The sequence below is a fragment of the Nocardia sp. JCM 38205 genome (genome assembly GCF_058222935.1).
Map to the genome: position 1 here is coordinate 34,322 of NZ_JBYHFL010000001.1, position 13,418 is coordinate 47,739.

13 protein-coding genes are annotated in these 13,418 nt (G+C 70.1%); all 13 read right to left on the minus strand.

The window, feature by feature from the left end; all coding sequences use genetic code 11:
- Positions 1–36: 36 nt before the first annotated feature.
- The 13 genes from AC4HOU_RS00140 to AC4HOU_RS00200 all read right to left on the minus strand — a co-directional run bounded on the left by AC4HOU_RS00140 (position 37) and on the right by AC4HOU_RS00200 (position 12,729).
- Complete coding sequence (locus tag AC4HOU_RS00140) at positions 37–1,794, minus strand: hypothetical protein (RefSeq protein ID WP_195026750.1); 1,758 nt, start codon at positions 1,792–1,794, stop codon at positions 37–39.
- Positions 1,791–3,263, minus strand: a complete 1,473-nt coding sequence (locus AC4HOU_RS00145) for an SCO6880 family protein (RefSeq protein WP_195026751.1) — start codon at positions 3,261–3,263, stop codon at positions 1,791–1,793. The genes AC4HOU_RS00140 and AC4HOU_RS00145 overlap by 4 nt, the downstream gene beginning before the upstream one ends.
- Entirely contained in the window at positions 3,260–4,735 is a 1,476-nt protein-coding gene (locus AC4HOU_RS00150) for a hypothetical protein (protein WP_195026752.1), read from the minus strand. The genes AC4HOU_RS00145 and AC4HOU_RS00150 overlap by 4 nt, the downstream gene beginning before the upstream one ends.
- Positions 4,732–5,538 (minus strand): DUF8175 domain-containg protein, encoded by an 807-nt coding sequence (locus AC4HOU_RS00155; RefSeq protein ID WP_195026753.1) that lies wholly within the window; start codon positions 5,536–5,538, stop codon positions 4,732–4,734. Before AC4HOU_RS00155 ends, AC4HOU_RS00150 begins: the two co-directional genes overlap by 4 nt.
- A gap of 18 nt (positions 5,539–5,556) precedes the next feature.
- On the minus strand, positions 5,557–6,198 hold the full coding sequence (locus AC4HOU_RS00160; protein WP_490723975.1) for a DUF8175 domain-containg protein: 642 nt from the start codon (positions 6,196–6,198) through the stop codon (positions 5,557–5,559).
- Positions 6,199–6,223: 25 nt separating this feature from the next.
- Positions 6,224–6,445 carry a hypothetical protein gene (locus tag AC4HOU_RS00165; RefSeq protein ID WP_138457040.1) on the minus strand — a complete coding sequence of 74 codons (222 nt, stop codon included), beginning with the start codon at positions 6,443–6,445 and terminating at the stop codon, positions 6,224–6,226.
- Positions 6,442–6,741, minus strand: coding sequence for a hypothetical protein (locus tag AC4HOU_RS00170; protein WP_195026755.1), 300 nt, complete (start codon positions 6,739–6,741; stop codon positions 6,442–6,444). Before AC4HOU_RS00170 ends, AC4HOU_RS00165 begins: the two co-directional genes overlap by 4 nt.
- Positions 6,738–7,394 (minus strand): hypothetical protein, encoded by a 657-nt coding sequence (locus AC4HOU_RS00175; protein ID WP_228791054.1) that lies wholly within the window; start codon positions 7,392–7,394, stop codon positions 6,738–6,740. Before AC4HOU_RS00175 ends, AC4HOU_RS00170 begins: the two co-directional genes overlap by 4 nt.
- A 3-nt stretch (positions 7,395–7,397) precedes the next feature.
- Positions 7,398–8,111, minus strand: coding sequence for a DUF8176 domain-containing protein (locus AC4HOU_RS00180; protein WP_195026756.1), 714 nt, complete (start codon positions 8,109–8,111; stop codon positions 7,398–7,400).
- A gap of 133 nt (positions 8,112–8,244) precedes the next feature.
- Complete coding sequence (locus AC4HOU_RS00185) at positions 8,245–9,687, minus strand: cutinase family protein (RefSeq protein ID WP_195026757.1); 1,443 nt, start codon at positions 9,685–9,687, stop codon at positions 8,245–8,247.
- A gap of 155 nt (positions 9,688–9,842) precedes the next feature.
- Entirely contained in the window at positions 9,843–10,988 is a 1,146-nt protein-coding gene (locus AC4HOU_RS00190) for a lipase family protein (RefSeq protein ID WP_195026758.1), read from the minus strand.
- Positions 10,985–12,226: a cutinase family protein gene (locus AC4HOU_RS00195; protein WP_324195824.1), complete on the minus strand. Its 1,242-nt coding sequence runs from the start codon at positions 12,224–12,226 to the stop codon at positions 10,985–10,987. The genes AC4HOU_RS00190 and AC4HOU_RS00195 overlap by 4 nt, the downstream gene beginning before the upstream one ends.
- A complete protein-coding gene (locus AC4HOU_RS00200; RefSeq protein ID WP_490723976.1) occupies positions 12,223–12,729 on the minus strand; it encodes a hypothetical protein in 507 nt (168 codons plus the stop codon). Before AC4HOU_RS00200 ends, AC4HOU_RS00195 begins: the two co-directional genes overlap by 4 nt.
- Positions 12,730–13,418: the final 689 nt, after the last annotated feature.

Genomic DNA, 13,418 nt, shown 5'->3' on the forward strand with positions numbered 1-13,418 from the left:
GACCCTGGTGAGGGTGGCGGGGTGGCTTCGGTTCGGTCATGGCGTTCCTCCGGCTGCCGTGGCCGGCTGAGAGGTCAACGGTGGGTGGGTGCGGGGCAGGTTGATGAAGCGGCGATTGGTGTTGTGAATGTCGCTGCGCAGTTCGGTGGGGGTGAAAACCATGCGGAACGGGATGCCGGGTTCATGGGCTTCGCCAGTTTTGAGTAGGAAACAGCCGGTGCCGGGCGGGGTTTCGCGCCTACCGGGGTCGAGGTCGTCGTCGCTGGGTGGCCGTGGTGCGGCCCAGGAGGTGACGAGCAATTTTTCGGTTTCGGTGACGCCGGCGGCGGCGCGGATGCGTTCGATCTCCTCCGGGCCGACGGGGCCGATGAGTTTGGCGCGGGCGCGTTCGAAGAATCCCAACGCTTTGGCTTGGGCGGCGGGTGAGTCGAACGCCGAGAGGTCTTTGATGGTGTGGCTGCACATGATCAACCCGGTACCGAGGCCGCGGTTGAGGCGGGTCAGGGCGTCGACGCGATCGACCATGAAATCGCCGGCACCGAGCACCCGCCAGATCTCATCCATCACAACCTCGAAGGTCCGCTTCGGCGCCAGGCCGGCGTCGGCCAGAGCGTGGGCGGCAGCGACCGCGCCGAACCCGTTCGACCAGCACACCATCAACACCGCAGCCAAGAGTTTGGTGTCGCCTTCGGGGATGCGGGACACATCCACACAGACCGCGGGGCTGTCGATATCGATGGCAGTGCTGGTGTGTCCGTTGAAGATCGCCCCGAATGGGCCCTCCACCAGCGCACGCAGCGACCGGCGCAGCGCTTTGGTGGCGGCCCGGTAGGAGGGTTCGTCGTCTTCTTCGGCGAACTCCCGCAGCCGGTCACCACCGCCGGAAATGACCGCCAGCAGATCCGACAACAGCGGCGGCCTGGTGTGGTCGAAACCACCGGTCGGCGAATACAGTTCGCGCAGCCCGGCAGCGATCAGGACTTCTTCGTAGTCGGCGACGCGGGCACCGCGGACGAGTTCGATGAGTCCGGCGACGATGTTGACCTGCCCGGCTTCCACGCGGGCGGTGACTTGGCGGCGTTGGTCGGGGTCGGTGAGCTGGTCCACGACCTGCCCGAGGGCGCCGAGGTCGAGGGGGTTGAGGGTGCCGTGTCCGTAGCCGACGTCGACGACCTGGCCGCCGAGGGCGGTGACCAGGTCGCGGTAGTCGGGTTTGGTGTCGCCCATGCACAGCACGGTCTCTCCGGCCGCGACCGCCCCGGTCACCATCCGGCGAATCAACGACGACTTCCCGAAACCGTTGAGTGCCAACACGAACGCGATCGGCGCGGTGATGAACCCCTTCAGGAACCACGACATGGGGTCGAAATGCACCGGGGCGCCGGTGATGTAGTGGGTGCCCAGGGGTGTGCCGACGACGGGAGCGCTGGCCCCGACAGCGAAGGGCCACAGACCGGCGACTTGGACGGTGGTCGCGCGCCATTCCGGGGTCGCGGCCACCACAGCGGCGCGGCCGCCACCAGGACCGCGGTAGCCGCGGTCGGTCAGGGCCGGCGATCGGTCGAAGCCATCGGCACCCGCCCCACCCCTGCCGGTGCGGCGGGCGGCGGTGGCACGTCGATGGTCATCGCTCGATATCGCCACCCTGGCCCGCCACCCCCGCCATCCCGCACCCTGCGCCTGCACCTCGAGGGCTGCGCGTGCGTCGGCGGTGAGCACTCGCACCCCGGCGACCTGCTCGGTGCGCACCGACCGGCGTCGGCGTTGCTTTCTCGTGGTGGGTGGTGTGGTCATGCGGAGACTCGTTTCGAGATGGAGGTGTGTTCGGGCAGGATCAATCCGATGCCGAGGGAGGCAGCGAAGGCGGCGGCTTGGGTGCCGTAGCAGCGGCGCACCCCGAGCCGGGAGGCAGCGCTCATGCCCTGGACGGAGGCTTCGATGCCGGGGATGTCGGCGTCGAGGTGGTCGGTGACTGTGACCAGCAGCCCGAACCGGGTCAAGCCGGCGCCGCGGGCTTGCTCGATGCGGGTGGCTTCGGTGTTGCCGACTCGGATCCGCGCCCCGGCCGTCGCCACACCACGCTGGGTTTGCTCGGCGGCCAGGGCGTCCTTGTAATCGGAATCGACCAGGCTGGTGGCCTCGGCCGCCGAATGCAGCCGGTACACGATCGCCACCCGCTTGCGCGGCACATCCGCACGCGGCCGCAACAACTCCTCCAGCACCGTTTCTGGCACCGCGCCTTGCGGGGCGAGGTTCATCTCCCAGGTGATCGAGCGGCCGCCGTCGTGCAGGTAGTGGTCCCAGCGGTCACGGTGCGCCAACGGTCCGACACTGTCCCAGGACTGGGTGGCCAGCAGGTCGGGGCCGGCGGCTTCTATGTCGCGCTGGGCGGCCAGGTCGTAGCGCGAGCGCACCAGCCCCATGACCTCCCACGCCTGCAACGGTGTGGCCGGGAGCCCGGCGCGGGCGAGTTGGGACAGCACGCCTTGCAGGCGGCGCCCGATCTCGCGGGCCTGCTCGGCGGTGTCGCGGCGCAACCGGGTCCTGCCGATGGCGCGGTATGTGATCGCGATCCGTGCCTCGATCCGCACCGCCACCCCACCCACATCCGCACCTGCCTCGGCCATCACCTGCTTGGCGAACCCAGGGGCGTCTGGGCGCACCAGGCGTGTCACCTCGCGGGTTTGTTTGAGGCGGGTCTCGACCACGTTGTCCAGGACCGCGGTGACTGCGACGACTTCCCCGCCGCGGCTCTGGGTTGCCAGGAACCGGCCGTATTCGTCGACCCAGGAATCGATTTGGGCTTGGTCGACGAGTTCCTTGCCGCGCGGGATGACCCGCATCACCACCGTGTAGTGATCGGTGCGCGGGATGTGGATCAGCGCGAACCGCCGCCCGCCCGGTGTCTCGTACTCCGACAACCGCGAATCCGCCAATAGCCCAGGAAGTTTCGCGATCCCGGGAATGCGGGAGAACCGGCCCTGCTGCAGCACATGCTCGCCCCGCGCCCGCGCCACCGCGAACTGAGCACGCAGCAACACCAGCTCCCAGCCGGTGCGGCCGTCCACGGTGACCGCCAGCGGGATGAACACCAGAGCCGACACCATCAGCAGGGCGCCGCTGATGTGGATGGATCGGGTGATCATGAACGACACCATCACCGCGATCACCAGCCCGAGCCCGAGCATGGACACGCCCCAGGAGAGGCCGAAGAACCCGGCGCTGCGCGGTTTCTCCCACCGCCCATACATCCGCGAGGTCATCGCCGCACCTCCCCCGGACCCAACGCATCCGGCGCCCCCGCACCCCCGGAATCGACCGCCGACTCCAGCGCCTCCGCCCCCTGCTGCACTTTGGCCTTCACCGCCTCCCCGGCCGCCACCGCAGCCCCGACAGGGCCCGCCGCACCCGCGCTGCCGGCCGTGGCGGCCTCGCCGCCACCAGAACCGGCACCGGCCTTCGCCGCCGTCGACTTCGCCGCACCGCCACCAGCACCGGCGGCGCCACCACCGGCAGCTTCGCCGGTCGACCCGGCGGTGATGACCGCGCCCGAACCCCCACCACCGGAACCACTGGCGGGCATCGCGCGCCCGCCCCCACCGGCAGCGGGCCCCGACAGGCCACCCCCTCCGCCGCCACCAGCACCGCCACCGCCTCCCCCACCGGCAGCGTTGTCGCCCTCGCTGAGCTTGCGGCCACCACCAGAGCCGCCCTTCGAACCGCCCGCGGCGCCCATCGCGACACCGGCCAGCCCGCCCGCCAGCACCGAGGCCGCTCCCCCGCCGCCACCCAGCGTCGACACCGCCGGCGCGACCAGCCGGATCAGCGCCGGTAGCACGACCACGCTCATCACCAGCAGGATCAGCCCGAGCAGCACCATGTGCGGGTCCTGGGAGGCGTCGTTGCCGATCACCGTGAACGCGACCGCATACACCAAACTGCCGACCGGCTTCCACAACACGAACGCCAAAGTCCACGCCAGCAACTTCTTGTACGACTGCGAACCCGGCCCCGTCCCTGACGCCGCCGCAGCTATCGGGAGCACCGCCACCACGAGAATCAGCAACGCCTGCCGCACCACCAGCATGACCAGCTGCACCAGCATGCTGATGAGACCGAGCAACCCGATGGTCAACAAGGCACCGGGCCCTAGTGCCACGCGGGTTTGTTCGCCGAAGGCGAGGATCCGTTCGACCGTCCCGGTCCGGTCCGGGCCTGCTGCGTCATCGAGGACCCAGTTCGCGAACGCGTCTCCAGATTGGGTGCCTGCGGTGACGACGGCGGCGAATGTCATGGCTCCGAACACCGCTCGGGCGAGCATGAGAAAGCTCTCTTGCGCCTCGCCCGCGACGCCGCCCCGTTTGGCCATTGCCAGTCGCGCGGCCGCGAACATCAGCCCACAGGTCAGCATGATCACCTGCAACCCGCTCGTGTAGTCGCGAACCGCGCTCAACGCCGAACCAGGCGCACCCCCGGCACCGGTGAGCTCCGGCGACGGGAGCTTCGTCCACCACGACATTGCGAATCGCAGGCCGTTACTGAAGCCGTTGACCAGGATGTCTACGAGCTGATCGATCGCCGATCCGGCCGCGCCTCCGGCGCTGTCGGCAAGGGTCTTGCAGGCCTCCATCGGACCACCGGGGACATCACACAAGCTGGGCAGCGAAGGCAGCGGCACCTGTTGTCTGCGCGCAGGCAGCGCGACGACATTCCCGGTTACGGCCACGGTGCTCATGACGTTGCCTTCCAGGTCCCGAACCCAGCCAAAGTCGGCGTGGATGTGCCGCGCTGCCAGAGGGTTTCGATGTTGTCGGGGACGCGGACGCGCCAGTCGCCGTCGATCCAGACCATCGGCCACACCGATACGCCGTAACCGCTGTCGGAGCGCACGGCAAACTCGACGACAGCGAGGTCATCGCGGTAGCCGGGCTGAATCCGCACCCCATCCGGCACGACGACGTAACGGGCAGCATCCGGGGTGCGGGCGCGCGCCAGAGCGAACCGGGCGACCAACGCGTCACCGCCGCCGTAGAAACGGGTGCGGACCGCGTATTGCCAGATGCCCTCCGGTGCTGCGAGCGCCCGGGCAAGCGCGTCGTGTGCGGCCAGTGCCGCACCCTGCGGGGTCCGCGCGAACCCCGATGCCAGGCCGTCGCGGATCTGGGTGGGCCCGTCACTTGCCGAGACCGGCAAGGCGGCCCCGCCCCAGCCGCGTTGCCATTGCAGCCGAGCAGGTGCCGAGCGCAGATGGTCCGGGCTGGCGGGGTCGGGTCGCGCACCGGGGTCCTGCGGCAACACCGCTCCGGCGTCGTCGGCGGGGGTTTCGAGGCGGTTGCCGAACGCGTCAACGGTCGGGGGCCGCTGCTGTTCGCCGGAGGGTACGCTCGGCGCGATCGGGACGGCCGCACCGCGCTCCGAACCGCGGGAAGGGGCCGGTGCGGCGGATCGGTCGATGCCGGTGATCGTCACGACGAATACCGCGGCCACGACGACGGCGATGCTGACGAGCAGAATGATCAGCAAGCGATGGGTTTTCATCGAATTCGGTGTCCTTCTTCAGCGAGGCGGCGTGAACGCGATCAAGTCCGCCGGCGGGACCGCGACGGCGGCGACGCGGTTGGAGTCCGGGGTGGCGGGTAGCCGGAGGCGCCAGTCGTCGTGGTGCCAGGTGAGCTGGGTGTGGTTGCGGGTCAGCGAATTGTCCGGGTGCAGGCTGTAGATGTCGATCTCCGCGTTGTCGGGGCTGTAGCCCGCGAGGGTGTAGCCGAGGATCTTCGGCGCGCCATCGGTGACCGGGGCGGTGATCGAGATCTGCGCCCGGGCCAGCGCCCAGGCGTCACGACCGGGTCCGGGGGCGAGCATCCGGTGCCCGATCACCGCCCAGTCGCTGTCGGGCGCGATCGAGATCCGGACCGTGGCATGGATCGCTGCCAACGCCGCACCCGCCGGTGACCGGTCGAACCCACCTGCGACCGGTCCGTCCATTCGGGCTGGTCCCTGGTCGGCGCTCGGCAGGTCGACTCCCTGATAACTGGTCCATCTCAGGCCCGTGGGGGCGACCGCCACCGCGCTCACCGTTGTGCCCGGCACCGTGTCCGATGTGTCGGGCACACCGCAGCTGAGGCACACCACGGAAATGACGCCAACACAGAACGTGATGGCTAGCCAGTGAATGCGTTGTCTCGCAGATGGATTCATGTGATGGCCTACCGGATGTGGAGGTTCAGGTGGACAGGACGGCGGCGGCGATGCCGCTGGCGGATCCGAGTAGCGCGGCCCCCGACAGTGCGCCGATGAGGCCTTCGATGCTTTCCTCGCGGTAGATGCGGATGCCGAGGAGCCCGGCGACGAAGATGGCGCGACCGACACACAGAATCAGCACGAACCAGGCCAGATAGCCGAGCAGTTGCCCCAGCGGCGCGATCACTTGCGGCGGCAGATTCATGCCACGCCTCCGGTGACAACGGCGTTCATGATCATTCCGGCGGTGGTGGCGATGATTCCGCCGACGAGCGCGGCCAGGATGATCTTCGGCGACTCGACCGCGCCGCCATGGAAGCGTTCCCACCCAAATTTCCCGCCCGCATAGATCAGGGCGGCGACACCGGCGAGCATGACCAACCAGGACAGATAGTTGACCAGGTTGATCAACTTCTCCGACCCCGGTGGCGGCTTCGGGTTGACCGTGATGGTTTGGGCGAGAACGATCACCGCCTCGCCGGCCGCGTAAATGGTGGTCATGAGGTGGGCTCCGAATCAGACAGTGCCGCAGCGTGTTCACGGGTGGCGGCGAGGTGGTCAAGGATCTGGGTGCCGGTGTGGTGGACGTCGGCGGGGACGGCGTCACGCAGCCGGGCGCGTCGGGGTGGTGGCGGGTCAGCCGGCTGGTATTGGGCGAGTTCGTCGAGCTCACATGCGAGGAGTTCGTCGTGCCAGCCGATCTCGTAGACGTGCTCGACCAGGTCCGCGACGACACCCTGGTAGCGGCGCACCACGGCCGGGATCCGTCCGGGGCGGGTGGGGGTCAGCACCAGCCCGATCACCGTGACCCCGTCCGGGGCCAGCCCGGCGTGCCATTCCCGCAGCCGGTCTGCAGCGGCGGTCAGCCCGGGCATACACACCCTCGCTGCCACCAGCACGTATCGGGTCGTGGCCGGTGACGCCGGCCACGCGAGCCCGGTGTCGGCGGCCGGGGCCCACCACCGCGCCAGCGTCGACGCACCCGCCCCGCCGTGGGCGCCCATCACCGCGAACAGCGGCGGGTAGCGGCCGGTGATCGGCAGCGGCGCGTCCCGCACCGGCGCCCGACGAGCCGGGGCCGCGACCGTCGCCGGATCCAGCCGCGCACCCACCGCGCTGTTGCGGCGGGTCAGTCGAAGGACGGGGGCGGACATGGCTCAGCTTCGCCTCTGGATGTTGGTGATCACGGTGTCGGGTTCGCTGGGGCCGACGTTGACCAGTTGCAGGTAGTCGATGCGAGACCCGTCGGGCCGGACCTCGGCCAGGTGCACCTCGGCGGCGGCGTCGGCAATCGGGGTTATCGCAACGCAATGGGTGGTGCCGAGCGGGATCGACGCGATCCCCGCCGCCAGTGCCGCAGCCACGATTCCGGACTCCGGACCGAGGAACCGCATCGCAGCATCCGCGCTGCGCTGCACGTAGTAGGCGTGCTGGAAGCCCGCGATCACCCCTGCCAGGCTGTGGTTGTCGCCCGCCTTGTCGGTGACCGTTGTCCCCGTCAGGCCCTCACACGCCGCCGGGATACTCGTTGAGGTCGGTGGCGCCGCGGTGATCGCCGGGGCAGCGACAGGCACCTCATCCTGGCCGGCGAGGGAGGCGACGCCGAGGCCGATGACCACTCCGGACACGCCGAGGGCAGCGGCCAGCCCCGCCCATATCCGGCCAGACGCACGCCTTCCCGGCGCGCGGGCCGTACGGTGGTCGGGCGTGCGGTCGAGCCATGCCCATTCCGCACCGCCGCCCCTGGCGGTGTCATGTGGTGCGTTGTGTGCACCTGGAGATTTCGGGATCGGTTGCAGTGCAGTGGGTTCGGAGTGTTCGAGCCATTGCCAACCGGGTCCGGCGTGGCTGTGGTCGTCGGGGTTGGTCATTGTGGTGGTCACCTCCCTGCTCGGGTCGCTGTGGTGGTGGGGTGGGCCCTTCGAGGGGCGAGTGCCGGGGAGAATCAGCAGACAGGTCTCGGGTACGTCTGCGGACTTGTTGTTCTCGCCCCTGCGAAGGGGTCTAGGGACCGCCGGTGGTCGGCCGGGACGGTGGCGCGGTCTCGGTGGCTGGCGACGGCGGGATCGTGGTCGGGATGGTTGGGGTCGGCGTTGGTGCGTGGGGTGGGTTCGTGGTGGCGAGGTCGCGGGCGGCGGCGGTGAGCCAGTCGGCGACGGTGGCCAGGGTGGAGCGGCCGCCGGTGGTGGTGGGGATGGTTTGGTAGGCGCCGTGGCGGCCGCTGGTGTCGCTGTAGTGCGCGGAAGCCGACACCTGATAGAGCTCGCCCGGATCGGTGATCAGACCGGTCACGGCGTCGAAGGCGTCGTTGATCCATCGGACGGCGGTCTGCGGCGGCACAAGCTCGACCACCGCGCCGGCAAGTTTTGCTCCGAGGGACGCGACGGCGCCCCAGGGGTTGATCAGTCCGACGGTGGCCAGTTCGGCGATGGTCGCCGGGGTGAAGACCTTCTGCACCACCGTGATCACCGCGTTGAGCCCGATCGTGCCGACTTTGAACAACGCCGCGAGCGCCTGCTGCGGGCCCGGCGGGACCAAGTTGGGGGCGGAGGTTTCGGCGAGGCGTTGCGCGAGGGGTTTGGCGGGGTTGTAGGACAGTTGGTCGAGGCTGGTGCCGGTGAGGTCGTCGTTCACGACCTCGACGGCGGTGGTGTAGATCGTGGTCGATAGTGCCTGGGCCACTGTGGATATCGCGGCGACGGGGTCACGCAGATCGCTGCGGGCGGTGACGTTGGCGACCGCTCTCGCCAGGCCGCTGCCCGCTGGGGTATCACAGGTGGCGTCCCCGGGCACACACAGATCCGCGACCCGCCCCGCCAACGCCCCATACCCTGACGACGCGGGGACCCCGGCGGCAGTACTGATACCTGCGCCTGACAGCTCTGGGTTGCTCAGCGTGATGGCCGAGGTGTGTGTGCCGGTGGTTCCCGGTGGCGGCGCCGGCGTGCTGGCATCGGGCCGGCCCGGTAAGGCCGGTGTGTGTGCGGGACGGTTCGGGTTGGCCAGTAAGGCGATTGCGGCGATCTTGTCGGCGGGCGCCCGCGATCGGCCGGTCCCGACGTGTTCGGCGAATCGTGCCGCCGCCGCGGCGCCCTGGGTGTAGCCGACCGCCGCGACCTGCGTGTGCGGGCAGCGCTCCACAACCTCCGCTGCGGTGGCATCCAGGTCTGCGGCTGCGGCGCTCACGGCGTCGTCGAAGGCCAGCGGCGCACCGTCAGGCGTGTGCCCGAATCGCAGAAACACGCGCTGCACCAGATCACCGGCCGCGGCGGTGACCGGGGCGAAGACCTGTCCGAGTGCGCCGGTATCGACGTTGGCCGGGGTGTCGATGGAGGTTTCCTCGCCACCCTGCACGCCGATCGCATACAGGATAGGGCACGAATCACCTGGCGGCGCGGTCGTCTCCGCGTCCGCCGCGCCGGCAGCGAGTGCGGTCGTCGCTGCCACGGTTGTCAGGAGCACGGCGACAGTACGGCGGCGGGAATTCCGGGGGGTGTGCGGTTGAGGGTCCATGGCGAATATCGCGTTCTGGTCGAAGGTGTTTGGTGGTGGCCTGCCCCGCCTCGTCGACGAGAGGTGACGCCGGGGCGGGGCAGGCCGATTCAGGTGGTTTTCGGTGGTGGTGGGATCCGGCGATGCGGCAGCAGCGCGGTCAGCCGAAGCAGGGCGTCTTCGCTGCCTTTGCTCGCGGTGCCGGCGTGGCCGGTGAGGAATTCGCGCCAGCTCACCTGCACCCCGCGGTCGCGGTAGGTGTGATAGAGAGTGCGGCCCATGTCGATCGGGACGATGGCGTCATCGGCGCCGTGATACAGATGCACCCGCGCCTGCGGGATGTCGCGGCCGGTGGTTTCGTTGGCCAGCAGATACCGCCACATCGGGTCATCCCACGGATCCGAACGTTCGCACCAGTGCCCCAGCGGCTGGTTACGGTAGGTGGTGAGTAGGGCGGCGGTGTCCATGAGGGCGGCGGTCTCGGCCATCTGATAGCCGTCCTCGGTGAGGATGTGCGCGACCGGCAGGTGCCGGTAGGCGCGGGCCAGCCCGATCACCGCCGCGACCGCCAACCCCGCCCACACACCCCCATCGGCCGCGGCGATCAGCGCGCCCGGGTCCGCGGCGACCGCGCCGGCCACCACCCCACGCAGATCGACCTCCGGGGCATAGCGTGGCTGCTGTTCGGCCGCCCATACCGCGGCGCGGCCGCCGTCGCCGTATCCCCAGACCGCGACCGCCGGGTCCGGTGCGTCCAGCTCCGGCAAGGCTCGCACCACGCGCGCCATGTCGAGCACAGCCCGGGCTGCGTCGCCGCCGGCGAGGAAACGGTGTGGGCCGATCCCGGTCACCCCGAGCCCGTGCCCGTCGGGGACCGCGACGGTCCAGCCGCGTTCCAGCAGGGCGGCGATGTGGTGGGCTTCGGCTTCGAACCCCGCCCCGGCCAGCAGCTGTGAGGGCGCGCACCGCCCGCCGAGTCCGTGGAACACGGGCGCGTAGATGACGACGGGTCGTGGGTCGGCGGGATCGTCGATGTCGGGGGTGAGCACGATGCCCGACGCCGCGACGGGTGCGCCGAACCCGGTGCGGGAGGCGTAGAGGATTTGCCAGGCCCGGGCGGCGTTCGGCAGCTGCGGGGTGTCGACGGGTCGGCGGCGAACGATCTGGCCCGGCGCGGTGTCGAACCCCATCACCGGGCTCGCGTAGAAGGTGTCGTCGGCGTTGGCCGTCGTGAGCAGGTTTGTGGTCATCGTCATCGGCTTCCTGCGATGTCGTGGGCGGCGGCGATCAGCCACGCGGTGCCCGAGGTCAGTTGCCCGGTGGTGGCGTAGCCGTTGTGGCGGGCGACGGTGTCGCCGTAGCGGGCCCAGACGGCGGGGTTGATCAGGTCGGCGTTGTCGGCGACCAGCTGTCCCCACGCCGCGCTCAACTGTCCGGCCAGCTTCGGCACCAACACCAGCGGGTTCGCCGCGACAGCGGTGGTGATCTCGGCCCAGCGGCCCGCCGCCGCACCCACCTGCTCCGGCGACGGTGCCGGCGTCCGGGGGTCAGCGGCCTCGATCAGCCGGGCCGCCAATCCCTGCTGCGGCAGGTAGTCGACATTGCCGGCACCGACCTGGAAATCGTTGAGAACAACCGTGGTCCACGCCTGCCCCAGCGCTGCGGTGAACAGGCTGTGCATCGAGGCGAAAGCGGCGATCGGGTCACGCAGATCGGCCTGGGCGGCAAGTTCGGCACCGACCCGCAACAGCGCCGCCCGGTCGGGTGCCGAGCAGGCGAGGTCGCCATCAGTGCAGATATCGGCCACGCGACCGGTCAACGCGCCATAGCTCGCCTCACCACCAGCGATGCCACTACCGGCAGCCGGTGGATGCGGCAGCTGCACGCCCGCCACCGCGCCCCCGCTCGTGCCGGGCGCCGGGTCCGGGACCGATTGGCCCGGGCGTCCCGGAAAGACCGGGGCACCGGGGGCTCGGTCCGGGTTGGAATACAAGGCGATCGCAGCGATCCGGTCCGCACTCACCGGGCCCGCGCCAGCGCCGACATCGCGGGCGAACGTCGACAATGCTTGCGCGCCTTGGGAATAGCCGACGCCAGCGATCATCGTGGCCGGGCACGCTGTCGCGACCTTCGTGGCGGCGGCGTCCAGGCGTTGGCGGGCATCGGCCACCGACGCCGCATACGGGTCCGCGCTGCCGCCAGGCACCGCGCCACCGAAACCAGCGCCATAGCTGATGTAGGCGCGCTGCACCAGCTGCGGCACCGTCGCCACCACCGGGCCGAGCAACGCCCCGATAACACCGGTGTCCGCCAGTGGATCCGCTGCAGGTGAGGATTGACCGGTGCCCTGGATACCCAGCACGAACAACGCCGGGCAACTCGGCCCGATCGGCACCGCACCTGCCTGCCCGATACCGGAACAGACAGCGACCGAAGCCGCGGCCGTTGTCACCGCGAAGGCGGCAGCGACACGTGTTCGGGTGGTGGTTGTCACGGCTGTCCCACCCCCACGCCGGCGCCGAAACCAGCGCCGATGGTTCCGGCGGCGACCGCTGCCACGACGGCGACCGGGATTCCGATGACCGCGGCGCCGGCGGCCGCGCCCGCTGCCGCACCGATCGCCGTCCCCGCCACACCCGAGGTGACGGTGCCAATGACCGGGACGGGGACCACGGTGCCGAGCGCGGCGCCGGCGATCCCGCCGATCGTGCCGCCGATTGCCCCGCCCACCGCAGCACCCACGGCCGCCACCGGTCCCCCGACACCGACCGCTCCGGCTGCTCCTCCGATCCCGGCGCCGGCCAACGTCGCTCCACTGACCCGGTCCGACCGCCCCGCCGGGATGCCGACCGAGTCCAGTGCCGTCGCCCCCTGCGCTTCAGCGCCGGCAGCTGCATCGTTGATGTTGTCGGCGACGTGTGGTGGGAGCCATTCTGGGCGCGGGGCCTGCCACTGCCCGATGCGGATCGTGTTTTCCGGCGCCTCGATCGGCGCCACCGGCGGCACCGGCTCGGGCAGATGCAGTTCTTCGATCCGCACCGGCTCCACTGGAGCCTCCGGCGGCGGGGCCGGACGCGACGGAGCGTCATTGCGGACCTCCGGTGGCTGCACGTAATACACCGGAGGCGGAGCCGGCTCTTGTGGCGGCGCTTCCTGCACCGGCGGTTCCGGAGGCGGCGGCGGCGGTGGTGGTGGCGCCGGGGGCGGCGTCGTGCCGGGTTGGGCGGGGACGGTTACGCCGGGCTGATCGGCGATCACTGCCGCGGCATCGGTCAACGCCGCAGCATCGCCGGCGCCGGCCACAATCACCACCGGCACCGCGCCCATCAACAGCAGACGCGCACCACGCCCCACGCCCGAACCGCGCCACCGAACCGCATCGGCACCCTGCCGAGCGCTCAGATGACGCGTCGAGTTGCTGTGAGATGCACAGGATTTGGGCATGACAAATAGACCCTTCGTCACAAAGGAAGAATGGAAAGAAGAGAATCGCGCGACGGTGCGCGGAAGATTGCTCGCCTCCCAGGCACCGAACCTGTTCTGGGAGGCGGCTTTCAGCTACCGCAGTGTCAGAGCAGCGGCAGGATCAGGGTCAGGCCGTTGATGATCACCGACAGCCCGTTGTTCAGAACCGACAGGCCGAGGTTGAGGTAGTCGAGAATCACGATGGGATCCACGGAGGGTTT

What these genes read in the sequence shown, in the direction of transcription:
- AC4HOU_RS00155 (WP_195026753.1), bottom strand. Translation starts at nt 5,538, where the DNA reads ATGAAAACCCATCGCTTGCTGATCATTCTGCTCGTCAGCATCGCCGTC.
- AC4HOU_RS00175 (WP_228791054.1), bottom strand. Translation starts at nt 7,394, where the DNA reads ATGTCCGCCCCCGTCCTTCGACTGACCCGCCGCAACAGCGCGGTGGGT.
- AC4HOU_RS00150 (WP_195026752.1), bottom strand. Translation starts at nt 4,735, where the DNA reads ATGAGCACCGTGGCCGTAACCGGGAATGTCGTCGCGCTGCCTGCGCGC.
- AC4HOU_RS00160 (WP_490723975.1), bottom strand. Translation starts at nt 6,198, where the DNA reads ATGAATCCATCTGCGAGACAACGCATTCACTGGCTAGCCATCACGTTC.
- AC4HOU_RS00170 (WP_195026755.1), bottom strand. Translation starts at nt 6,741, where the DNA reads ATGACCACCATTTACGCGGCCGGCGAGGCGGTGATCGTTCTCGCCCAA.
- AC4HOU_RS00190 (WP_195026758.1), bottom strand. Translation starts at nt 10,988, where the DNA reads ATGACGATGACCACAAACCTGCTCACGACGGCCAACGCCGACGACACC.
- AC4HOU_RS00140 (WP_195026750.1), bottom strand. Translation starts at nt 1,794, where the DNA reads ATGACCACACCACCCACCACGAGAAAGCAACGCCGACGCCGGTCGGTG.
- AC4HOU_RS00145 (WP_195026751.1), bottom strand. Translation starts at nt 3,263, where the DNA reads ATGACCTCGCGGATGTATGGGCGGTGGGAGAAACCGCGCAGCGCCGGG.
- AC4HOU_RS00180 (WP_195026756.1), bottom strand. Translation starts at nt 8,111, where the DNA reads ATGACCAACCCCGACGACCACAGCCACGCCGGACCCGGTTGGCAATGG.
- AC4HOU_RS00165 (WP_138457040.1), bottom strand. Translation starts at nt 6,445, where the DNA reads ATGAATCTGCCGCCGCAAGTGATCGCGCCGCTGGGGCAACTGCTCGGC.